At 38.5% G+C, this 23,943-nt stretch carries 19 protein-coding genes and 1 tRNA gene; 11 read left to right on the top strand and 9 right to left on the bottom strand.

Translation table 11 applies throughout. The features are described from left to right. Positions 1 to 80 precede the first annotated feature (80 nt). Entirely contained in the window at positions 81 to 1,490 is a 1,410-nt protein-coding gene (gene mnmE / locus IQ236_RS07975; RefSeq protein WP_193868776.1) for a tRNA uridine-5-carboxymethylaminomethyl(34) synthesis GTPase MnmE, read from the top strand. A 121-nt stretch (positions 1,491 to 1,611) separates the two neighbouring features. Here mnmE and IQ236_RS07980 read toward each other — a convergent pair whose 3' ends face one another. The 4 genes from IQ236_RS07980 to psb35 all read right to left on the bottom strand — a co-directional run bounded on the left by IQ236_RS07980 (position 1,612) and on the right by psb35 (position 3,194). Then, positions 1,612 to 1,968 carry a hypothetical protein gene (locus IQ236_RS07980; protein WP_072720211.1) on the bottom strand — a complete coding sequence of 119 codons (357 nt, stop codon included), beginning with the start codon at positions 1,966 to 1,968 and terminating at the stop codon, positions 1,612 to 1,614. A gap of 103 nt (positions 1,969 to 2,071) precedes the next feature. Continuing rightward, positions 2,072 to 2,281: a hypothetical protein gene (locus IQ236_RS07985; RefSeq protein WP_193868840.1), complete on the bottom strand. Its 210-nt coding sequence runs from the start codon at positions 2,279 to 2,281 to the stop codon at positions 2,072 to 2,074. A 305-nt stretch (positions 2,282 to 2,586) separates the two neighbouring features. Beyond that, positions 2,587 to 2,937 (bottom strand): hypothetical protein, encoded by a 351-nt coding sequence (locus IQ236_RS07990; RefSeq protein WP_228041488.1) that lies wholly within the window; start codon positions 2,935 to 2,937, stop codon positions 2,587 to 2,589. 113 nt (positions 2,938 to 3,050) lie between these two features. Next, complete coding sequence (gene psb35 / locus IQ236_RS07995) at positions 3,051 to 3,194, bottom strand: photosystem II assembly protein Psb35 (RefSeq protein WP_456107203.1); 144 nt, start codon at positions 3,192 to 3,194, stop codon at positions 3,051 to 3,053. 646 nt (positions 3,195 to 3,840) lie between these two features. Between psb35 and IQ236_RS08000 the strand changes: the two genes are divergently transcribed. Beyond that, complete coding sequence (locus IQ236_RS08000) at positions 3,841 to 4,593, top strand: histidine kinase (protein ID WP_193868778.1); 753 nt, start codon at positions 3,841 to 3,843, stop codon at positions 4,591 to 4,593. 78 nt (positions 4,594 to 4,671) lie between these two features. On the opposite strand, the gene accC is transcribed toward IQ236_RS08000, so the two are convergent. Beyond that, on the bottom strand, positions 4,672 to 6,024 hold the full coding sequence (gene accC, locus IQ236_RS08005) for an acetyl-CoA carboxylase biotin carboxylase subunit (RefSeq protein ID WP_193868779.1): 1,353 nt from the start codon (positions 6,022 to 6,024) through the stop codon (positions 4,672 to 4,674). 169 nt (positions 6,025 to 6,193) lie between these two features. Here accC and IQ236_RS08010 point away from each other — a divergent pair. After that, positions 6,194 to 6,274, top strand: a tRNA-Leu gene (locus tag IQ236_RS08010). Between the two features lie 76 nt (positions 6,275 to 6,350). On the opposite strand, the gene IQ236_RS08015 is transcribed toward IQ236_RS08010, so the two are convergent. Then, positions 6,351 to 7,433 carry an ATP-dependent 6-phosphofructokinase gene (locus IQ236_RS08015; RefSeq protein WP_193868780.1) on the bottom strand — a complete coding sequence of 361 codons (1,083 nt, stop codon included), beginning with the start codon at positions 7,431 to 7,433 and terminating at the stop codon, positions 6,351 to 6,353. A gap of 130 nt (positions 7,434 to 7,563) precedes the next feature. After that, positions 7,564 to 8,118 (bottom strand): Uma2 family endonuclease, encoded by a 555-nt coding sequence (locus tag IQ236_RS08020; protein ID WP_193868781.1) that lies wholly within the window; start codon positions 8,116 to 8,118, stop codon positions 7,564 to 7,566. A gap of 187 nt (positions 8,119 to 8,305) precedes the next feature. Here IQ236_RS08020 and IQ236_RS08025 point away from each other — a divergent pair, with 187 nt between their 5' ends. The 6 genes from IQ236_RS08025 to IQ236_RS08050 all read left to right on the top strand — a co-directional run bounded on the left by IQ236_RS08025 (position 8,306) and on the right by IQ236_RS08050 (position 18,026). After that, the gene (locus tag IQ236_RS08025; RefSeq protein ID WP_193868782.1) at positions 8,306 to 9,667 is read left to right on the top strand and encodes an AAA family ATPase; all 1,362 of its coding nucleotides are present in this window, start codon (positions 8,306 to 8,308) and stop codon (positions 9,665 to 9,667) included. Further along, positions 9,664 to 10,524, top strand: coding sequence for a DUF4435 domain-containing protein (locus IQ236_RS08030; RefSeq protein WP_193868783.1), 861 nt, complete (start codon positions 9,664 to 9,666; stop codon positions 10,522 to 10,524). Before IQ236_RS08025 ends, IQ236_RS08030 begins: the two co-directional genes overlap by 4 nt. Before the next feature lie 116 nt (positions 10,525 to 10,640). Next, positions 10,641 to 12,116, top strand: coding sequence for an alpha-amylase (locus IQ236_RS08035; RefSeq protein ID WP_193868784.1), 1,476 nt, complete (start codon positions 10,641 to 10,643; stop codon positions 12,114 to 12,116). Positions 12,117 to 12,288: 172 nt separating this feature from the next. Further along, a complete protein-coding gene (locus IQ236_RS08040; protein ID WP_193868785.1) occupies positions 12,289 to 12,660 on the top strand; it encodes a cupin domain-containing protein in 372 nt (123 codons plus the stop codon). Between the two features lie 18 nt (positions 12,661 to 12,678). Then, the gene (gene cobN / locus IQ236_RS08045; protein ID WP_193868786.1) at positions 12,679 to 16,416 is read left to right on the top strand and encodes a cobaltochelatase subunit CobN; all 3,738 of its coding nucleotides are present in this window, start codon (positions 12,679 to 12,681) and stop codon (positions 16,414 to 16,416) included. 77 nt (positions 16,417 to 16,493) lie between these two features. Continuing rightward, positions 16,494 to 18,026, top strand: a complete 1,533-nt coding sequence (locus IQ236_RS08050; RefSeq protein ID WP_228041489.1) for a DUF1574 family protein — start codon at positions 16,494 to 16,496, stop codon at positions 18,024 to 18,026. 40 nt (positions 18,027 to 18,066) lie between these two features. Here the strand turns inward: IQ236_RS08050 and IQ236_RS08055 are convergent, their stop codons facing one another. Next, on the bottom strand, positions 18,067 to 18,741 hold the full coding sequence (locus IQ236_RS08055) for a Uma2 family endonuclease (RefSeq protein ID WP_193868787.1): 675 nt from the start codon (positions 18,739 to 18,741) through the stop codon (positions 18,067 to 18,069). A gap of 104 nt (positions 18,742 to 18,845) precedes the next feature. On the opposite strand from IQ236_RS08055, the gene IQ236_RS08060 reads away from it, so the two are divergent. Beyond that, positions 18,846 to 19,766 carry an NAD(+) kinase gene (locus IQ236_RS08060; protein ID WP_193868788.1) on the top strand — a complete coding sequence of 307 codons (921 nt, stop codon included), beginning with the start codon at positions 18,846 to 18,848 and terminating at the stop codon, positions 19,764 to 19,766. A gap of 157 nt (positions 19,767 to 19,923) precedes the next feature. Here the strand turns inward: IQ236_RS08060 and IQ236_RS08065 are convergent, their stop codons facing one another. Beyond that, positions 19,924 to 21,153: a DNA methyltransferase gene (locus tag IQ236_RS08065; RefSeq protein WP_193868789.1), complete on the bottom strand. Its 1,230-nt coding sequence runs from the start codon at positions 21,151 to 21,153 to the stop codon at positions 19,924 to 19,926. A gap of 222 nt (positions 21,154 to 21,375) precedes the next feature. Between IQ236_RS08065 and IQ236_RS08070 the strand changes: the two genes are divergently transcribed. Next, positions 21,376 to 23,694: a VIT domain-containing protein gene (locus tag IQ236_RS08070; RefSeq protein ID WP_193868790.1), complete on the top strand. Its 2,319-nt coding sequence runs from the start codon at positions 21,376 to 21,378 to the stop codon at positions 23,692 to 23,694. Positions 23,695 to 23,943: the final 249 nt, after the last annotated feature.

Genomic DNA, 23,943 nt, shown 5'->3' on the forward strand with positions numbered 1-23,943 from the left:
GTGTCAAATTGCCTATTGCCTATTGCCGAATATTTTTACGTTAAAATCAAAGATCAATAGGATTTTATTAATGGCAAAAAATGGCTGAATTTTTGGCAACTGGGGGAACAATTGTAGCGATCGCCACGGCTATTGTACCGCAACAGGGAAGCGTGGGAATTGTGCGGATGTCGGGAACAGACTCTCAATCTATTGCTAAACAGTTATTTTATTCCCCAGGACGACAAACTTGGGAAAGTCACCGGATTTTATATGGGTATATTCGCCATCCAAAAACTCTAAAAATTATTGATGAAGTTTTATTATTATTAATGTTATCTCCCCGTTCCTATACCCGTGAGGATGTCGTAGAATTTCATTGTCATGGGGGGATTATTGCGGTTCAACAAGTGTTGCAATTGTGTATAGAATTAGGAGCTAGGTTAGCCCAACCGGGAGAATTTACCCTGCGGGCATTTTTAAATGGACGGTTAGATTTAACTCAAGCGGAAAGTGTGGCGGAATTAGTCGGATCTCAATCGATTGCAGCCGCCCAAATGGCTTTAGCCGGATTACAAGGAAAATTAGCAAATCCCATTCGAGAATTACGAGGAACTTGTTTAGATATTTTAGCAGAAATTGAAGCTAGGGTGGATTTTGAGGAGGATTTACCGCCCTTAAATGAATCGGAAATTATCACGGAAATTCATCACGTTTTAGAAGAATTATCGCAATTTTTAGCGACCGCCGACACGGGAGAATTATTAAGAACGGGGTTAAAAGTTGCGATTGTTGGTCGTCCGAATGTGGGAAAATCGAGTTTATTAAATGCTTGGAGTCGAAGCGATCGCGCCATTGTTACGGATTTACCCGGAACAACTCGTGATGTGGTAGAATCGCAATTGGTTGTGGGAGGAATCCCGATTCAAGTGTTAGATACGGCTGGAATTCGCCACTCTGAAGATCAAGTCGAAAAAATCGGCATAGAGCGATCGCGACAAACTGCACAATCAGCCGATTTAGTATTATTAACATTGGATGCTGCAATAGGTTTAACTGAAGCAGATTTAGACATTTATCAACAAGTTAAAAAAGCAGGTTTAATTGTTATTTTTAATAAAATTGATCAAGTTAACCCCCAAGAATTAGAGGAATTAAAAGCAAAAGCTATTCAATATTTTAATTTAGAAAATCGAGAAATTGTTCCTATGTCTGCTGCTTTAAATCAAGGAATTCCAGAGTTAGAAACAGCGATATTAAATTTAGTTCAGGGTGGAAATATTCACGCAGCCAATTTAGAGTTTGCGATTAATCAACGTCAAGCCACTGCGTTAACCCGTGCAAAAGTATGTTTAGAACAAGTGGAAACAACGATTAAGCAACAACTTCCTTTTGATTTTTGGACAATTGATCTGCGAGGTGCCATTCATGCGTTAGGGGAAGTTACCGGAGAAGAAGTTACAGAATCCGTTTTAGATCGAATTTTCAGCAGATTTTGTATTGGAAAATAATCTAAAGCCTTGATAAAATAATAAAAAAGTGCTGTTAGACCCAACAACACTTTTATAACTATAGCAATCGAACTTAATAAACCCAGAAGAAAGTAATACCGTCGTGAGCAATTAAAGAAAATTAGGGGTTAAAAATATCGCGGATATTATCCATACCTTCTTTAATTTTCTCTTCTACAGAAGTAGAACTTTGGCTATTAGCAGGATTTTTCATTTTTTCTTTATCCGCACCCCCTTGAACTTCATTAATCCCTTCTTGAGCTTTAGCTTGTACATCTTCTAAAGAAGGAGGGCCACCTCTGAGCACTTGTTCAGAATCTTTTTGAATTTGCTTAAGAGCATCTTCCCCTTGAGAAGGACTACTGACTCCAGCCCAACTGGGAACAGCAGATCCAATCCATAGAAAAGCCAACAATAAAGCTGCCATTAAAAAGCGTAAAGGACGTAAATTAGAAAAATTTATTGAGGGAAATTTCATTGAAATTCTCCTTATATGTATTACTAATCCTATTATTCTAGGAGTAAGAGAATTTTAGCTCTATCCTAGGGAATAAATTTGAGTAAATCTTAAGAAATAGATTTTAAAAGGTGAAATGCTCATCTCCATTCTGAACTTCATTTAATCCTAGATTAAACCCAAATTCTGCTATGACAACTCTGGGTTTATAAACTGTCTTTTCAAATAAAAACTCGCTATAATCTGCCAAATCATCAAGTCCTAAAAAATTTAATAGAATTTCTGTAAAAATCCAAACGATTAACTTCAAAAATCTATTATTTTTGAGTTTCATCAGTCGCCTCCTTTCCTTTTTTGGGGTTTCAGACTAATGACTAAACCCGGTTTTACTCTTCTAATATATTCGGCTCTATTCGCTAAGTCATCAATCCTTTTATAGAATAAATATTTTTTTAAATTATTCCATATAATTCTAAATTGATATTTCCATAAAGCTATTTTAAATATCAATATATAGATGAATTATAAAGCTCAAAAACAAACAATTATACTCTATTTATATAATAGATAAAAAAACCTAGCTCAAAAGCTAGGCTTTGTTTATAGTGTTAGCATTCAAGTCAGATTAATCCAGTTTTTCTAAATAATACCCTGACCTTTCCCTACGCCCCCTTCAACTTCCTTAACTTCATGTAAGGTTTGAACTCGACGAGCTTTATCGGCTTCTTCTTCTTCTTTCAAATCTCCGGGAACATTGACATACATTTCTGGTTCAATGGCGTAGTTATTTAATAACCCTTCTCGATCCATTGTATAACCAGCAGTGGTGTCTAAAGTCCCTTCTTCATGTTCAGGAGTTTTTTTAAAATTTTCCTGTTCTCGGTCAATTCTAGCACCGACTTCTGCGGGCATAATTCCCCGATCATAAGTAGGATTAGGTTCTGCTTCTTCGTGGAGAATATGAGGAGTTTTCTTTTCTTCTTTAGACATAATTATTGACCTCAAAAGTTTTATTGAACTGATTTAAAAAACAACTCAGGCTTTAGAATGGGTTTAAAATTAACAATCAAATGAATTTTCAAACCCCCCAGAAATTCTATTTTTTATTGGTCACTATCCACTTCAGGAACAAAGTCAGGACGTTCTTTATCCTTCCAACCAACAGGACGTTTAGAGTTGTACCAAGCGACAGAACCAATGGTTGTGGCTGCTAAAAACCCCAGAATTAAAACTAAGGTTGCAGACATCGGGAAATGAGGGGTATTTGTTCCCACTTCCAAGATGAATAGATCCATTTGAACCTCCTTGATTCAGAATGTAATGAACTTAGTATCTGTTTTTCTGAGGTTAAACACATCTCCCTTTATATTGATTTTAATTAAAGCCATGTATTACCGTAGATAGAGAAAAATAAACAGAATTTGAGGGAATATTATCTGAAAAACAGGAACGGTCATTTATTCATTTTAAATCAAGATCAGTGTTAGGGGATTTACAACTGTAGCGTCAATGAGTTAAACTGATTTCTATTAAACTAAAACTCAAAAAACATCTATCTTAAGATATATTTATAGCAATCCGCGCCTTCGAGACGGAGATTGTAATCATTTACAACTGACATGAAACAGCCAGAAGTATTATCCCTCTTCCCTCTTCCCTCTTCCCCATTCGTAATTCGTAATTCGTAATTCGTAATTCCCTGTTCCCTGTTCCCTGTTCCCTTATAGAAATTGATTAATACAGTCTCAAAAATACGGCTATTGCGATATGGAGAGTGTAGAGAACTTTACTCCCAGAATCTCCAGCATTTCTTTATGATAGGAAATGGGAGCAGTGATAGACAAGCTGATAAAAAGCTGTTGAAGCAATTTAATGATTATTGAGGATATTCCTATGTCAGATTCTATTCAAGATAAATTAGCATCGGATTTAAAAAAAGCACAATCTGAGAACAAATTACGGGCTGAACGAATTCGTGAAATTGTCAAGTCTGCCATTTCAGAAATGGGTTCAGAATTTAAAGGGGGTTCTCAAGAGATCCGAGGTTTAGTGAAAGAGGTAGTCGGAACAGTTTTAGAAACGGTTAAAGGAAAAGGTGAGGAAGTTCAAGAAAATGTTACAGCTTCTATTGAGGGAGTAATTGATGGAATCAGCAGCAAAAAACGCCAGTCCATCAATAAAACAAAAGCGGAAGTGAAACAACTCGAAATCCAACTTGATCAAGAGGAACAAGAGTTACAAAATAGTATTGATTTAGCCTTGAATGATATTCAAGAAGTGGGAACCGATAAGTCAGATCAAATTAAATCAGCCATTGAGTCCGCTGTTCACAATATTAAGGATAGTGAAGAAGTGGCATTAATGCAAAAACGCTATGCTCAACTTAAAGCACAATTAGCCATTATTAATGCTAACTTAGTCGGACGCTATGGACAGCGTTATGAGGATATCAAGCATTATTTGGATGAAGCAAAAGTTTGGTATGAAAAAGCCAAGGATGAACCCGAAACCTATAGTGGAAAACTCGACGAAAAACGCAAAGCCTTTGAAGTAAAATTAGGAGAAGCGGGAACGGCGATCGCTCAGAAAGAAAAACAAATTAAACAACGTTTACGGGATCTGTGGAAATCCTTTTCAGAAACCTAACGCCTAAAAAGAATACGGCTTTATAGCAATAAATACTCGATAAAGGGGTGCGTGAGCCAAGCTCATACACCCTACTTTTTATTGTCCTTGTTTCATCATTTGTTCAACAAAATTGGTATAAATTTCTCCCCGTAAAAATTCAGGAGTTTCCAGAATTCTTTGATGAAATCCTATAGTTGTTGGAACACCAGTAATGGCAAATTCTCGTAAAGCCCGTTTCATTCTCAAGATTGCAGTCGGACGGTCGGGGCCCCAAACAATTAATTTCCCAATTAAAGAGTCATAATAAGGCGGAATTTCATAGTCTGTATAGACATGGGAATCAATTCTGACCCCATTTCCTCCGGGGGGTAAATAGCCACTAATACGACCGGGGTGGGGGCGGAAATTATGGTCAGGATCTTCTGCATTAATCCGACATTCAATGGAATGACCCCGCAGTTGAACTTTATCTTGAGTTAAGGATAATTTTTCTCCTTGGGCGATGCGAATTTGTTCAGCAATTAAATCTAATCCGGTAATCATTTCCGTAACCGGATGTTCCACTTGAATTCGAGTATTCATTTCCATAAAATAGAAATTACCCGATTGATCAACCAGAAATTCTACCGTTCCCGCCCCGGTATAATTAATAGATTTTGCTGCTTTTACCGCCGCCATTCCCATTTTGTGTCGCAGTTTCGGAGTCATCACGGGACTGGGTGCTTCTTCTAATAGTTTTTGGTGACGGCGTTGAATCGAACAATCCCGTTCTCCCAAATAAATTACATTGCCATAATTATCAGCTAAAATCTGAATTTCAATATGGCGAGGACGTTCAATAAATTTCTCTAAATAAACCCCCGGATTTCCAAAGGCAGCTTCTGCTTCCCCTTGGGCTGCTGCAAACAGTTTGGGGAGATCCTCTTCCTGCTTGACTAATCGCATTCCGCGACCGCCACCCCCTGCTGTGGCTTTAATAATGACCGGAAAACCGATTTTTTTGGCTAGTACCAGGGCTTCTTTTTCGTCAGTCAGGAGTCCGTCACTACCGGGGACGGTGGGAACTCCGACACGCTGCATGGTTTCCTTGGCGGTTGATTTGTCCCCCATAGACCGAATCGCGTCCGGGGTAGGGCCAATAAAAGCAATTTCGTGATCGGCACAAATTTCGGCAAACCGGGCGTTTTCCGCTAAAAACCCATAGCCGGGATGAAGGGCTGTGGCGTTGCGAGTCAGAGCCGCCGCGATAATATTGGGAATATTCAAATAACTTTTGCTGCTGCTGGGTTCCCCAATACAAACCGCTTCATCCGCAAGTTGGACATGAAGGGCGTGACGATCTACCGTTGAATGAACAGCAACCGTCGCAATACCCATCTCCTCGCAGGTGCGAAGAATCCGTAAGGCTATTTCCCCTCGATTGGCAATTAAGATTTTTGAGAATCGCATCTTTTGTTGCTCTTGCTGTTGCTGTTCACCATTCAGTTAGGATAGAGGATTTTGGTCATCACGGGAAGAGGGGAGCCGGGAAAAAAGTTGGAAAAAAGGGTGACACTTTTAGGAGGCTGTGCTATATTAGTAAATTAGCTGCTAAATTAATTCAAGGCAGTGTTCATAAGCGGATGTGGCGGAATTGGTATACGCGCACGTTTGAGGGGCGTGTGGGCTTCCCTTGCGAGTTCGAGTCTCGCCATCCGCATTAATGATCAGCATCCCTCTCCCCGATTAGGGAAAGGGAGTTAAGTTATTAATTGATCACGGAGAATTAAACAGAATTAATCTCCTAAACAAATGCCCATACTTCGAGCCGTTTCGACTAAGATATCATTAGCATTAACAGCCCGATATTGAGCGATCGCATCGAGAATTGGAATACTCGACACTTTACGATCTCGCCAAACCACAACCTGATCATATTTGTCTTCCGCAATTAAATCCACGGCTGCGACGCCAAAAGCAGAAGCAATAATGCGATCCATCGGTGAAGGAGTTCCCCCTCGTTGAATATGACCGAGAACTGTCACGCGAGTTTCTGCGCCACTGCGAGCACAAATTTCATCCGCTAAATATTGTCCAATACCGCCTAAACGAGCTTGTCCCATGCGATTAATATTAGTGACAGGTTCTCCCGTTTCCGTTTTAACCGCTTCTGCAACCACCACTAAACAATAGTTTTTCCCTTGTTTTTGTCGTTCGGCAATTTGGTGACAAATTCGATCCAAACTGTAAGGAATTTCAGGAATTAAAATAATATCTGCACCTCCCGCAATTCCTGCATGAAGGGCAATATGTCCTGCATCTCGCCCCATAACTTCTAAAATCATCACGCGGCTATGACTGGCGGCAGTAAAATGCAGACGATCTAAAGCTTCCGTTGCAATATCAACAGCCGTACTAAACCCGATGGATAAATCCGTGCTTCCCACATCATTATCAATGGTTTTAGGAATACCAATTAAATTAAGATTTCCTTGTTGGGCAATGCGTCGCAAAATTGCTAAACTGCCATCTCCCCCAATACCAATTAAGGCATTTAATCCTAAGAGATGATATCCTTCAATAATCTCCTCAGAGCGATCTAGCAAACTTCCATCCGGCATGGGAAAGGCAAAGGGATCACCTTTATTCGTGGTTCCCAAAATCGTCCCCCCGGCCGTAAGAATATTATCAACTTTATCAATCGTCAGAGGCGCGCTGTTCACAGGACGGGTCATTAACCCTTGGGTGGCTTCTCGAATCCCGAAAACCTCCCATCCAAAGGTTCCAGATGCCCGATACACCACAGCCCGAATTGCTGCATTTAAACCTGCACAGTCTCCCCCACTGGTTAAAATACCAATGCGTTTTTGTTCTCCCATATTTTGGTGAATTGTGGATTACAGATGCAAATTTTTAGATTACATCCGATTGGGAAATAATCAATAAATCTTTGCTCATCTTTAAGATTTGGGTAACAAATCCAGGGGAAAATACAGGTATAAACACTTATTAATCTGCTGAAATCAGGGCTTCAACAGGAATTTGGATCTCGGCAAAGGCCAGGGGTGTGACTTCACCTTCGGTTAAGGTAATTTTGGAACCATATTCGCCATCACGGGGGTCACGATAAATAATTAGTTCCCGACGCCCTAGGTTAACCAACCAATATTCCGCAATTCCCGCTTCAGCATAAAGGCGATATTTTACCGTTGAGTCTTTTTCTAAGCTGGACTGGGAGTATTCGATCACCCAAAAAATATTTTCAGGATAGGGATGATGGCTGAGATATTCTCTACCCAAACGTTGAACAATGACAATATCGGCTTCGGGTTCGGAGTCGTTAGGAAGGGTGATGGGTTTAGCTTGACGAACCAGGGCACGATTTCCTAGTAAACGGCTGAGATAATCACCTGCTTCGCTACTGAAATAGGCGTGAGGTTCTCCTTCTGGGGACATTTGAACAATTTCTCCATACAGCAGTTCAACGGGGCGATCATCGAGTAAACCCATTTCAACGATGCGGTGATAGTCGTCTAGTTTCCATTTTGCGATTGATAGTGTCATTTTGATCAACAATTAGGAGTGGGTATTTTTAAGATAACGGATTAGAATGCGATGGGCTCCGCCCAGCCGAAGGCTATCGCTACTTTTATGAGTGAAACAATTTACAAAAGTTCTGCGTTATTGAGACAAGTACAACTAAAAGTTATAATTGCAGTTAAGCAGCCTATGGCTATGGAACTCAAACACTATGCAAATTAAGCAAATATCCGTTAATGGTCTATTTGGAATTTTTGATCATGTAATTCCATTGAATATAGATGAGAGAATTACAATCATTCATGGGCCTAATGGTTTTGGAAAAACCGCTATACTGAGGATGCTAAATGGGTTGTTCAATTATCGATATTCGGTGTTTCGTAGTATTCCATTTAAAAATTTTCAAGTAGATTTTAATAATGGCACAAGCCTTGAGGTAATAAGCACTTCGGATGATTCTACAAAAACAAAAAATAGAGAGTATTTCATCGAATTTCATAAGCCTAATTCAAAAAGTCGTACTTGGCCTTTACTAGAAACGGAAGACTCCCCAGATATCGATTTGCTAGTCAGTATTTTGGACGATAGAATTCCTGGATTGGAACGAGTAGCAGTTAAAACATGGGTCTATGTCCCCACAGGTGAAACTCTTTCTTTAAACGAAGTTATAGAGAGATTTGAAGATGTTATCCCGTTCAACATAAAATCACGATATAAAATACCAGATTTGTTAAAAGCATTAACAGATAATATTCATGTCCGCCTTATAGAATCACAACGTTTATTAAACTTTGAGCCTATTCGTTCTTCAAGAGTGAATTTGGGAACATCTTCCATGATACCAACGGTTTCATCTTATTCTAACGAGCTTGCAAAACTGATTGAATCTAAGCTGGCAGAATATGGCACAACATCTCAATCTCTTGATAGAACATTTCCTGCAAGAGTTGTCCAACAACAATCATCTCCTGACTTTGATTTAACAGATGAAGAACTTCGTACTCATCTCAATGAACTTGAGGAAACTCGCTCTCGTCTAATCGAGGTTGGTTTATTAGATAAAGATGAAAATTCAGACTTTCAAATTCAGCCTCAATCTATAGATGAAAGCACCATAAATATTTTGTCAGTGTATGTTAAAGATGTAGAAAAAAAATTGAGTGTTTTTGATGAAATTGCTAGTAAAATTGAACTTTTAAGAAAAATTATTAACAATAAATTTTCTTATTCTTATAAAGAAATGAATTTTAGCAAAGAAAAAGGCTTTGTTTTCAAGACACATCATCCATTTTCCTCTAATACAGATATTCTTTCCCCAACCGATTTGTCATCGGGTGAGCAGCATGAATTAGTTCTTCTTTACGAATTACTATTTAAGGTTAAACCTAATTCTCTAGTGCTAATTGACGAACCCGAACTATCGCTTCATGTAGGATGGCAAGCCCAATTTTTAAAGGACTTACAAGAAATTACAAAGCTTGCAAATTTAGATATTTTAATGGCGACTCACTCACCCGATATTATTCAAGAGCGTTGGGATTTGACGGTGGAACTGAAAGGAGCCAGGAAATGAGGGAGTATCTTTCTGCTGACCGTCATGCCAATGCCATTCGGCTAAGACGTAGCACTTTTTCAGGAACTTTTTTATTAGTTGAAGGTAGGACAGATCAAACATTTTATGAACGTTTTATTGATAAAACAACCTGTGAATTAAAGAGTATTTCAGGCAAACCCTCAAGTAAACTTCTAATTATTGATGTTCTGGGTATTTTGGAGAAAGACAATTTTGATGGAATTTTAGCTATTGTTGATGCAGATTTTGATCATCTTGAAACTTCACCGTATACTAACCCTAATCTAATTCGTACAGATACCCATGACCTTGAAACGATGCTGATCAATTCAAGAGCCTTTGATAAAGTGATTCGTGAGTTTGGCTCTGAGGATAAAATTACTGCATTTGGTCGAGATATAAGAACAGCATTACTTGAAGCTGGTATATCAGTTGGGTATCTTCTTTGGGTTTCTAATCGTGATGGATTAAACTTAACTTTTGAGGGGATTAAATTTAGTAACTTTATTGATGAGAAAACCCTAAAAATTAATGAAATTAAACTAATTCAAGAAGTTAAGAATAAATCCCAAGCCTTTACACTGAAAAATGAAGATTTACAACAACGGATAACAAACCAAAAAAGTAGCAACCATGATCCCTGGCAAGTCTGCTGTGGTCATCACTTGGTGGAAATCCTATCTGTTAGCTTACGCAAAGCAATTGGTTCTGCCAATGCTCGTGATGTTGAACGGGAGAGTTTAGAGCGTAATTTAAGGCTTGCCTACGAAGAATCTTACTTTTGCAAAACGCAAATTTACTTGTCTATTTGTACTTGGGAAAATCAAAATTCACCATTCAGAGTTTTGCGAACATAATCGCTATAATATTCCCAAGGAAGGAGAAAGGCGATTGTTTTAATCTAAATCAAAGGATTTAAGAGACTCAACTCCAAACTCAATCCATAGTTACTATTTTATATTAACCCGGAAACATGGCAAAAATTAATGGTGTGATGATGCAATATTTCCATTGGTATCTCCCGGCTGATGGAACCTTGTGGGATAAAACAAAAATTAACGCCCAAGAGTTAGCGGATGCAGGAATTACTGCTTTATGGCTACCACCGGCTTACAAAGGCGCAAGTGGTGGAATGGATGTGGGATATGCCGTGTATGATTTGTATGATTTAGGAGAATTTGATCAAAAAGGGTCAATTAGAACGAAATATGGCACTCGTCAAGAATATTTAGATGCCATTAATAGCTTGCATCAAGCCGGAATTCAAGTTTATGCAGATATCGTATTAAATCACAGAATCGGGGCAGATGGAGCCGAAATTGCCAAAGCCATTCCTTTCCCTTATAATAATCGCAAAACACCAAAAGGAGATTTAAGAGATATTCAAGGTTACACCCTGTTTAACTTTCCGGGTCGTCAGGGAAAATACTCTCAATTTGAGTGGCATTGGTGGCATTTTGATGCCGTTGATTATGATGAATATAGCAAAGAATCGGGAACGGTTTATTTATTTGAGGGGAAAACCTTTGATGATTATGTGGCGTTAGAATTTGGGAATTTTGCTTATTTAATGGGGGCAGATTTAGACTTTCAACATGAGGAAGTCAGACAGGAAATGATCAACTGGGGAAAATGGTATCTGGATACAACGGGTGTGGATGGATTTCGCTTAGATGCCATTAAACATATTTCCAGTTGGTTTTTCCCAGAATGGTTAGATACTATGGAAAAATATGTCGGTCGAGAATTGTTTATTGTTGGGGAATATTGGGCGCCTGATACTGGCATCTTGAATTGGTATTTAGACTCTGTAGGTCAACGAATGTCCGTGTTTGATGTGACCCTTCATTATAATTTTCACTATGCGAGTAAAGCTGGGGGATATTATGATATGCGAACCATTCTGGATGGAAGTTTAATTAAAGGACGGGCAATGAATGCCGTTACTTTTGTTGAAAACCATGATTCTCAACCGTTACAAGCCTTAGAATCTGTCGTTGAACCTTGGTTTAAACCCTTGGCTTATGCCATTATTTTATTGCGTCAAGAAGGTTATCCTTGTATTTTTTACGCCGATTATTACGGGGCAGAATATGAAGATAGAGGACGGGATGGGAATACTTATAAAATTGTTTTACCCTCCCATAAACAGTTTATTGATCAGTGTCTTTATGCGCGTCAAAATTACGGCTACGGCCCTCAATATGACTATTTTGATCACCCCGATATTATTGGTTGGACTCGCTTAGGAGATGAACAACATCCGAAAGCAATGGCGGTGATTTTAAGTGATGGCCCAGAAGGAATTAAACCGATGGAAGTGGGTAAACCCAACACTAAATTTTATGACCTAACAGGGAATATTCAAGAGCCCATTGAAACCAATGATTCCGGTTGGGGTGAATTTTCTTGTAAAGGAGGTTGTGTTTCTATTTGGGTTCAGGAGTAGAATCTTGAATTTGGGATTTTAATCAATTTCTACGAGTGCGATAGTTTTTCAAGCTTGAAAATCAGTTATAATAAATTCTGAACAAGCAAAGGATGTTAATATTGATTAGATTTTTTAAGAGTCTTTTCTTGTTCAGAATCCTAACCCTCAAAAATTTTATTAACAGATAACCATGCCTGATTTTATTGAACAACCGAGTCGAATCACAGCCGCAGGAAATAAACCGAAATTAATTGATGAATATATTGGACGAGTCAATAGTAAAACCGATAAAGTTAGTATAGCTTATATGAACTCTCCGGGGGGGTGGATTGAACCCGGACAACGACCCGAATTTGATGAATTTACAGTTGTTTTAAAGGGAGTATTACGGATCGAATATGAAGGAGGTCAACGGGATATTTTAGCAGGACAAGCGGTAATTACGCATAAAGGAGAATGGGTACGTTATAGTACACCAACGGAAGATGGCGCGGAATATGTGGCGGTTTGTCTTCCCGCTTTTTCTCCGAATATTGTGCATCGAGATCAGGATCAGGATTAACTTTATTTTGGAATTAAAATGCACAGAATTGCAGCTACACCCGGAGGATGGAACCCCGATACTGAAGGGGTAATTTTTATTGAACAAACTCCTGCACCGATTATTTTTTTAACGGCGGCGGATACAGATATTCAAACTTTAGCAACAGTTGGGTCTAAACTTCCGGCTGATTTTCCGGCTTTTCGAGTTACGAATTTATTACAATTACAACAACAATTAACCATTGATACCTATGCAGAAACTATTTTAGAAAAAGCACAAATCATTATTTTAAGATTATTAGGAGGACGTTCCTATTGGTCGTATGGGTTAGAAGTTTTACAAGAAATTGTTACTAAAACTAAAGCTCAATTAATTATTCTCCCTGGTGATGATCGTCCTGACCCGGATTTAATCAGTCATTCAACGGTATCGTTATCCCTTGTCAATCAAGTTTGGCGATATTTAACCGAAGGAGGTGTTGATAATTTTACTCAAGCATTATTATTAATTGCTAATCATATTTTTACTAAAAATTATCCGATTATTCCTCCCGTTACTATTCCTAAAGTAGGTTATTATCAATGGAATCCTAATTTAAACTCTAATCATTATATTGCTGCTATTGGGATTCTATTTTATCGCGCTCATTACTTATCTGGCAATTTAGATCCGATAGATTTTCTGTGTCAAGCATTAGTTAAATATCAGTTAAAACCTATTCCTATTTTTGTTTCTTCTTTGCGAGATCCTGATCTACAAACGGAAGTTTTAACCTATTTTAAGCCTAAAACACCTCAATTGTTAATTAATACTACCAGTTTTTCAATTTCTTCGATTTCTGAAGATGAGAGTCAACCGCCATTATTTTCTTTAAATATTCCCGTTTTGCAAGTAATTTTAAGCGGGGGAACTTTAGAACAGTGGGAGAATAATTTTATGGGACTTTCCCCTAGGGATATTGCTATGAATGTAGCTTTACCGGAAGTAGATGGACGGATTATTAGTCGGGTTATTTCTTTTAAGGCTGTTGAAAATTGGAATTCAATCTTAGAAACAAATGTTGTGCGATATGTGGCGGTAGAAAATCGGATTAACTTTGTCGCAGAGTTAGCCAGAAATTGGATTAAATTACAACAGAAACCTCCCGAAAAACGACGTATTGCGATTATTTTAGCAAACTATCCTTGTCGAGATGGACGGTTAGCAAATGGGGTGGGTTTGGATACGCCAGCTAGTTGTATTAAGATTTTAGAAGCGTTAAAAACTGCGGGATATTCTTTAGAAAATTATCCTGAAACCGGAGAACAATTAATTGATCAATTAACTTCTGGTGTGACGAATGATCCTGAAGGATGGGAATTACGGTCTGTTTATCAATGTTTATCCTTTGAAGACTATCAACAGTATTTTTCAACGTTACCGCTATCTGTTCAAACAGCAATTAATAAGCGATGGGATCATCATTTTCAGGAGAAACAAAAGACTTCTCAAGGTTTTGCCATTTCAGGAATTCAACTGAGTCATATTTTTATTGGTATCCAACCCTCAAGGGGATATGATCTTGATCCGAGTTTAAATTATCATGCTCCTGATTTAGAACCGACACCCGACTATTTAGCATTTTATTATTGGTTACGATATCAATTTCAAGCGGATGCCATTATTCATTTAGGAAAACATGGGAATTTGGAATGGCTACCCGGAAAAAGTGTCGGATTATCTGAAAACTGTTATCCTGAAATAGCGTTAGGTGCATTACCGAATTTTTACCCCTTTATTGTTAATGATCCAGGGGAAGGAACCCAAGCCAAACGTCGTTCTCAAGCGGTTATTTTAGACCATTTAACACCGCCGTTAACCCGTGCTGAATTATATGGCTCATTACAAAAATTAGAAGGGTTAATGGATGAATATTATGAGGCACAAAGTTTAGACCCGTCACGGTTATCGTTAATTTCAGAAAGAATAATTCAATTAATTCAACAAGAAAATTTAGAGGAAGAATTGGGTTTACCGAAATTTAATAAAAAAGCGATTAATCCAGATAAAAATTCTATTTTTAGTGAATTAGATCGATATTTATGTGAATTAAAAGAAGCACAGATTCGAGATGGATTACATATTTTTGGGCAATGTCCCCAAGGTGAACAATTAAGGGATTTAATCATAGCGATCGCTCGTCATCCTGATTCTAAACGATTAGGATTAACTCGTGCGATCGCAGAAGATTGGCAGTTAGAATTTGATCCATTAACCTCAGATTATGGGGAAATGATTAATCAAACTATTAATTATCAATTCTGTCGAACCGTTGGGGACGGGGTGGCTGTGATTGAAGAATATGCGATTAAATTAATCGAAAAATTACCAAATTTTCAGGAAGAAGGGAAATTAATTCAACAGGAATTAAACTGGATTTATAACAAATTATTACCCAATTTATTAAAAAGTTCTGAAGAAATTACCAATTTATTAAAAGGTTTAGATGGTCAATTTATCCCCAGTGGTGCATCCGGTGCTCCTACTAGGGGAAAACCCGATGTTTTACCCACAGGACGCAATTTTTATTCCGTTGATATTCGTGCCATTCCAACAGAAACCGCTTGGAAAGTTGCGGAGTTAGCCGCCACCGCATTAATTGAACGTTATACTCAAGAAAATGGGGAATATCCTCAAACATTAGGGTTATCGGTTTGGGGAACTTCAACCATGCGAACTGGGGGGGATGATATTGCTGAAGCTTTAGCATTATTAGGCGTAAAACCAGTATGGGATTATCCTTCACGGCGAGTTGTTGATTTTGAAATATTACCGATTTCGATTTTAGGTCGTCCCCGCGTGGATGTTACTTTGAGAATTTCCGGGTTTTTTAGAGATGCTTTTCCTAATTTAATTGATTTATTTGATCAGGCGGTAATTGCTATTTCTAATTTAGATGAAACCGCAGATCAAAATCCTTTAGCGGCACAAGTTCAACAGGAAACGCAATTTTGGATGAAAGAAGGTTTAACAATAGAACAGGCAAATTTGCGATCGCGCTTGAGAATTTTCGGGTCTAAACCCGGTGCTTATGGAGCAGGTTTACAAGGGTTAATTGAGTCGCAAAATTGGCAAGATGATCAAGATTTAGCGACGGCTTATATTAACTGGAGTAGTTACGCTTATACGAGTGCAAATTCTGGGTATCAGCAGGGAATTTCTGCGTCTGAAGCGTTTCAAAATCGCCTAGAAAAGATGCAAATTGTTCTCCATAATCAAGATAATCGAGAACATGATTTATTAGATTCTGATGATTATTATCAATTTCAAGGGGGAATGACCGTTGCAGTTAGAACGTTAACGGGGAAAAATCCTCAAACTTATTTTGGGGATAATGCGATTCCTGAAAACCCCAAAATTAGACTTTTAAAAGAAGAAATTGCTAAAGTCTATCGTTCTCGTGTAATTAATCCAAAATGGATTGCTGGCGTGATGCGACATGGTTATAAAGGAGCATTTGAACTATCAGCAACCGTTGATTATTTATTCGCTTATGATGTGACAGCAAATTGTGTTGAGGATTTTATGTATGAAGGAGTTGCAAACGCTTACATTTTTGATGAGAAAGTACAACAATTTATTCAAGAAAAAAATCCTTGGGCGTTACGGGATATGGCAGAACGATTATTAGAAGCTTATCAACGAAAAATGTGGCAAACAGCAAGTCAAGATAGGATCGAACAGTTAAGAGCAATTGTTCATCAAGCCGAGGGAATGATTGAAGGGAAGGTTTAACCGGAGCTTTTTCATTTATAATGATGTCAGAGACAGCCCGATTAACCTAAATCATTTACGCCTAGCTAACAATTGCTATGAGTCTATTGTCTATATTGAACTTGTTGATGCGATCAAACGGTAAACATAGCTTAATGATCGCTACAGTTCCCTTTATTCTCTTAACGGTTGGGTGTTCATCATTCAAACAATCTTCTCAACCTCCTGCTTCTTCTGAGACTGCGATCGCAGCGTCTATTGTTCCCAATTCTCCGAAATTAGATGCCAAAAAAATATTAGTAGGACAGGAAAATTTATCGAATCAAACTATTTCTAAATCTCAAACTTGTATTGAAGAAAATCATTTAGATGAATCGATGAAATTTGCTTTACAAGCTGCTAATTTAGCACAAACCGCTAAATCTAAATCAGAATGGGATGAAGTTGCCCGGTTATGGTTACAAGCGGTGGCGTGGATGCAAGCGGTTCCTGCTAATAGTCCTAAACGAGTATTTGCTGAGAAAAAAGTGATTGAATATATGCGAAATTTAGCTTATTCTCAACAGCAAGCTGCACGTTCGGGTTCCGTTGCTCAGTTTCCCAGTTTTGATAGTGAACCGTTAGATCAACAATTACAATTATATTTATCTTATTTGAGTACCTTTGGTAGACCTGATATTTTAATTGTGGGAAGTTCTCGTGCTTTACAAGGGGTTGATCCGGCACAAATGCAGCAAGCGTTAGCTAAAAAAGGATATCAAAATTTAAGGATTTTTAACTTTGGGGTAAATGGTGCAACGGCGCAAGTCGTTGATTATATTTTGAGAAAAGTTTTAACCCCAGAACAACTGCCTAAATTAATCATTTGGGCGGATGGAGTGAGGGCGTTTAATAGTGGTCGAATTGATCGCACCTATGAGGCTATAATTGCCTCCCAAGCCCATCAAAAAATAGCGGCTGGCATTCGACCCCAATTAGCTAAAGCTGAACCCAATTCTAAAACCAAATGTTATCAATTACCGAACTCTTGTAAACAGAAAGATAACCCTAAATTTCAGTTTGAAACCTCTAGTTTTATTCAAAATTATGATTCTAGTTTAGCTGCAATTTCTAATGATAATACTTTATCGGGCTATCAGAATTTATTCTATCGCCCTTCAGAATTTAATGTTTCCGCAACTCTGGTTTCTTTAGATGCAATTGAAGCCAATGGATTTTTACCTTTATCGATTCGGTTTAACCCCAAGACCTATTATCAGCAAAAACCTTATGTTTCTGGAGCTTATGATGGAGATTATCGAGCCTTTAATTTAGGAGGAGAACAAGCGAGGGCTTTTGATTCAGTGGTCGCTTTTGTTCGTTCTAATAATATTCAATTGGTGTTAGTGAACTTACCTCTCACGGATGATTATTTAGATGGTACTCGCTGGTCGGCTGAAGTTGAATTTCAAGAACAAATGCAACAGTTATCTCAAGAGTATGGTTTTATTTTTATTGATTTATCTGAAAAGGCATTAACTCAATATAATTATTTTGCCGATCCCAGTCATTTAAACCGTTATGGAGCGAGTATCGTTGCCCAAACAATTGTTGCTAACCCGTCTATTCCTTGGCCCCGTGCGAGATCATAGAAACCGGGTTTATTCAATGATAAACTCGGTTTCTACACTTCTATTCTTGAGTCGGTAAATTCCCAAAACGATCTCGATATTGTTGCAATAACGTTTCCATTTCTGCTAATCGTTGTTGAGCGTCTTCAGCCCGTTGGCGTTCTTGTTCTAATTGTTCACTGACTTCATGATAAGATAAAAACGGATTGCCATCGGGACGATAAATTTGTAATTCTTCCCCCGATAAATCAAAGCGAATTCCTAAATGAGGACTCACCCAACCGTTAATTTCTTCAATGATATCTAAACCCATTTCCCGGCGTAACCATCCTTTAAATTGATTCGTATCCGGGTCATAGATATAATATTCTTCTACCCCATAACGGTCATAAAATAATAATTTTTTGTCCATATCCGTTGGGGAATTACAAGGAGAAAGAATTTCAAAGACAACTTGAGGAGCAATACCCTCTTCTTGCCATTGTTTATAGGATCGGCGATCGCCTTTAGGTCTACCCAAAGCAATCATAACATCCGGGGCTTGTACAATCGTATTTCGTCCTTCAACGGGATACCAAAATAAATCGCCGGCTATAAATACATTAGGATCATTGGCATAAAGTTGTTCTAAATTCTGTTCAATTACAACAATCCAACGAAATTGTTTGGTATTATCAGCCATTGGTTTCCCGTCACCTTCTGGATAAATAATCTCGGCAGATTTGAGTTGAACCATAACTTAATTTTAGCTCTATCAATCTAGTGTAATCAATTTATCCAAATTTGGTAATCGATCAGGGATAATAATAACAAGACTTTGAGCAAAAATGGGATAGCGTCGTGGAAATAAAACAGGTGATTATCGCGCACAAAGCTAGAGATCCGTTAAGCCAACGCTGGGCGGAGCAATATGCTAAATATTTAGAAAAGCAGGGATGTCATGTATTAATGGGGCCAAGTGGGGCTAAAGATAACCCTTATCCTGTTTTTCTCGCTTCTAGTAGCGTTCCCATTGATTTAGCCATTGTATTAGGTGGAGATGGAACAGCCTTAGCCGCCGCCCGACATTTAGCCCCGGAAGGAATTCCCATTTTAGCCGCTAATATAGGGGGACATTTAGGATTTTTAACTGAGTATTTTGAAGATGTTCAAAATACGGAAGCGGTCATTGATCGACTGTTTCAAGATCGTTATGCTGTGCAAAGTCGGGTGATGTTACAAGCGACTGTTTATGAAGGAAATCGAACCAATTTAGAACCCGTTAGCGATCGCTTTTTAGCCTTAAATGAAATGTGTATTAAACCTGCTTCTGCCTATCGAATGCCCACATCATTTTTAGAGATGGAAGTGGATGGAGAAATCGTTGATCAATATCAAGGGGATGGTTTAATTGTGGGAACTCCAAGCGGTTCTACTTGTTATAATACATCCGCCGGAGGGCCGATTTTACACCCTGGAATGGCGGCTATTACGGTTACTCCCATTTGTCCCTTAAGTTTATCCAGTCGTCCCATCGTTTTACCTCCCGGTTCAGTTGTTAGCGTTTGGCCGTTAGCTGACCCCGAACATGATACTAAACTCTGGATGGATGGGGTATTAGCAACCTCGGTTTGGCCCGGTCAACGGGTAGATGTTTCTATGGCAAATTGTGAGGCAAAATTTATTATTCTGCGTGAAAATTATTCGTTTTATCAAACTTTAAGGGAAAAATTACAATGGGCTGGGGCAAGAATTCGCCATATTAATAATCATCGGAATTGAAGCTAGAAAAAACAAATGAGCGCTCGTCAACATTTAGAAGATATAGACGTAACCTTAAAAATTCTTTACCAAAAACTGGGGGAGTTTGAACAGGTGTTAAGCTTTTACCCATTTAAACTCTATAACCTAGTGAGTCAAGGTAGGCGTATTTGTCTGTTTATGTCTTACTTTCGGTTCGACTTGCAGAAACACAATATTCATATAATGCTTTATTACAATTTCGTTTTCTGATAATTTCATAATTGATCTGTTTATAACCTAAAATTTTCAGAGACTCAGATAAAATTAATGCTGTATCAACAGTATTGTTAAAAAAATTTGAATTACCAATAATATAATATAAATTTGCTTGATCTTTAAGAATAGACCTCAGTGAAGATAAATGAAGATGAATATCATGAAAATATTTTAACACATAAATAGCCATTAAATCAGCATTTTTACCCCCAGATTTGTTGATTTTATCTACAGTTATAAATAGTTCTTTAGGTAAATTCTTTTCTTCGATTTGCCAAGAATTTAAACGACTGGTAGCAATTCCCCAAGTTCCCCCAATTGTTAACCAGTCAATTTCACCAGCTTCTTTTGCTTCAGTTATAAACTTAGTCCAATACATATAAGGACGCAGTTCACGAATATAACTCATGCGATTAGGATAAGGTGGTGAAGTAATCACTTGATCAGCTTTAATATGATCTAATCCGATTAGAGTTTTAGAATCTGTCTCAATAATAGTTATCATCCCTGAAATATTGGTTTCTGCTGTGTTTAAAATAAACTCAAGAATAGTCAGAAATAATTCTTCAGTATATTCTATATCAAACTGGTTAACTGTTTCCTGAAATGACATAGAAACATGGTTAAACGAGGCGGAAGAAGTTTCGATAATCAGACGGCAAAAAGCAATCCACACTAAACTATAATGATTATTTTCGGGTTCACCAAAATAATTGACTAAAGCGGTTCGCAAAGCTGTCAGTAATTTTAGGGTATGCCTAGACCACCATCTTTCAATATTAAATATAGGGGGTATCCAATTGTCTTGATTAATTAAAGTTTTGTAGTCCTGAAAAACAAGTTTTATTCGGTTCCTGATATCTGTTAATTCAGCCTTAGAATAGTTTCTACATTTGGCAGTTCCTAACCAAACTAAAAACGGATTAATATCTAATAAAATTGTCTGTTTTCCCTGTTCAGCCGCCACAAGTCCTGTAGTTCCTGTACCTGAAAAGGGATCAAGAATAATTGCATCTGGTTCAACAGAAGTTAAAAGCTTTTCAACTAATTTTACGCCATAGGCAGGAGTCAGACGTAACCATCCGTGTCGTCCTAAATTCTGATTATATTTAAACGTATATTCTGGTCTTTGTTTTACAGTTGATAACATTACTCAGCACTTAATAAAGCTTCTAGCCATTGCGTGACTCTTTTTCAGATAAAGGTTTTCGTTATTCACAGTAAATTTTATAAATTTAGTTTGCCTCAATTGAGTATACAACAAGGTGTAAATTAAGAATAATGTCACAAATATCTCAACAGAGAAGCATTGCATTTCCCAAAAAACAAAGCTACACTAGAAACAGTTAACAAGCCGAGAGGTTATCTCATTATGCCTCAAAATATTAAAGATCAACCGAGTGGGTTATATATTCAAAGCCCTAACAAAGAATCGATCGCCTTTCCCCTTAAACATACCAATGTAATTGCTAAAATTGCGGGGAATCTATCACGGGTGGAAGTCACCCAGAGTTTTGAAAATCCTTTTACCACGACCTTAGAAGCGGTTTATATTTTTCCGTTACCCGATGAAGCCGCTGTAGATGAAATGTTAATTCAAATTGGCGATCGCACTATTAAAGGTAACATTAAAAAACGCGAAGAAGCGCAACAAATTTATGAACAGGCGAAACAACAAGGACGCACCGCCGGACTGTTAGAACAAGAACGAGATAATATTTTTACTCAATCTTTGGCTAATATTAAACCCGGTGAACAAATTGATGTGATTATTCGCTATTCCGATAGCTTGAAATTTACCGGGGGAAACTATGAATTTGTGTTTCCAATGGTGGTTGGCCCCCGTTATATTCCGGGGGTTGCGATTGAAGATCCTAGTGTACCCCTGACCCAAAATCAAGATACGGATTTAGTTCCTGATGCGTCTCGTTTAAATGCGCCTATTTTGCCGAAGGGGATGCGATCGCGTCATGATATTAATGTAACAGTTGAAATTGATGCGGGTGTGCCAATTCTGGGGATTAATTCTCCCTCCCATCAACTTCAGATTGATCATAGCGGACAAAATGCCCACATTACCTTAGCAGAGGGAGATACTATCCCCAATAAAGACTTGATGTTGCGCTATCAGGTGGCTGGAGAACACACCCAAACAACAATTTTAACTCAATCCGATGAACGGGGGGGACATTTTGCGGTTTATTTGATTCCGGCGATTAAGTATGCAACAAATCAAATTGTTCCGAAAGATGTGGTTTTTCTCATCGATACTTCGGGTTCTCAAGCTGGTATGCCACTGATGCAATGCCAGGAATTGATGCGACAGTTTATTAATCACTTAAATCCCGACGATACCTTTAGTATTATTGATTTTGCCAATACCACGCAACAGTTGTCTGTGGTTCCCTTGGCGAACACCCCCCAAAATCGCGCCCAAGCGTTGCAGTATATTAATCACTTAAAGGCGAATGGGGGTACGGAACTGTTACGAGGAATTCAGGCGGTTTTGAACTTCCCGGTTACGGATGTAGGGCGGTTGCGGACGGTGGTGTTGTTGACGGATGGTTATATTGGCAATGAAAATCAAGTGCTGGCGGAGGTGCAACAACATCTCAAACCCGGAAACCGCCTGCATAGTTTTGGGGCGGGGAGTTCCGTTAATCGGTTTTTGATTAACCGCATTGCTGAGTTGGGGCGAGGAATTTCTCGGATTATTCGCCATGATGAACCTGTTGAACCCGTTGTGGAACAGTTTTTTACTCAGATTAATAACCCCGTTTTAACCAATATTCAGGTATCTTGGCAAGGAGAGGGAGAAGAAACTGTTATTTATCCTACTTTAGCCCCGGATTTATTTGCAGAACAACCCTTAGTCTTATTTGGCAAGAAACCGGATAGCAATTCTGGGGTTTTGCAGATTCAGGGGTCTGCGGCGGGTGGAATTCCTTATCAACAGCAGTTTAACTTGAATTTTGAATCGGCGGGAAATCCGGCTGTTGCTCAACTGTGGGGACGCTCTCGAATTAAGGCATTGATGAATCAGATGGTGCAAGGGGAAACCAAGGCGGGAGTAGAAGCGGTAACGGAAACGGCTCTCACTTATCAGTTATTATCTCAGTATACAGCGTTTGTAGCGGTGAGTGATGACGTGCGGGTAAATCCTAACGAGGCTTCGGTGTCGGTGCAAGTCCCTGTGGAAATGCCGGAAGCGGTCAGTTATGAGGGGATGTATAGTTCCGTGCTTTACGCTCCATCTGCTCCAGCAACTCGTTCTATATTCTCTCAAGGGATAGAAATGATGCGAGGTTTCATCATGAATAACCGTTCTACACTTTCAGAGCCAACAGAGATGGATGCTTTGTTCGAGGAAGGCGTATTTTTTGAATTTGAACCTCCATCTTCTATTTTAACATCTTTAGAAGTGGTGAGCGCGACGGGATTAGATGAAAAAGCGATCGCTATTTTAACTCAACATTTACAATCAATTAAAATTCCAACGGGAATTAAGGGTGATTTAGTGTTGGAGTTAAAGATTAATAAAGGACGGGTTAAACAGGTGATTTTAGATGAAGATGCTTCTACAATTACAAACTCTAAAATCATTGAATTAATTCGGCGATCGCTCTTAACTTGGAAACCTGTTCAAACTAACCCCATAACTGTTGTTTTAACTTTGAAAATTGACAGTTAATGGTTGACTACTGTTACTTGTTAGTTATTGGTTGTTAGTTGTTAGTTGTTGGCTGTTAGCGAGCGGGGACGCTCACACTACCCAACTGATAACTGGTACAGACGCGCCATGGCACGTCTCTACACTGATAACTGATAACTGGTACAGACGCGCCATGGCACGTCTCTACACTGATAACTGATAACTGGTACAGACGCGCCATGGCACGTCTCTACACTGATAACTGATAACTGATAACTGGTACAGACG

Source organism: Planktothrix mougeotii LEGE 06226 (assembly GCF_015207485.1).
Lineage (GTDB): Bacteria > Cyanobacteriota > Cyanobacteriia > Cyanobacteriales > Microcoleaceae > Planktothrix.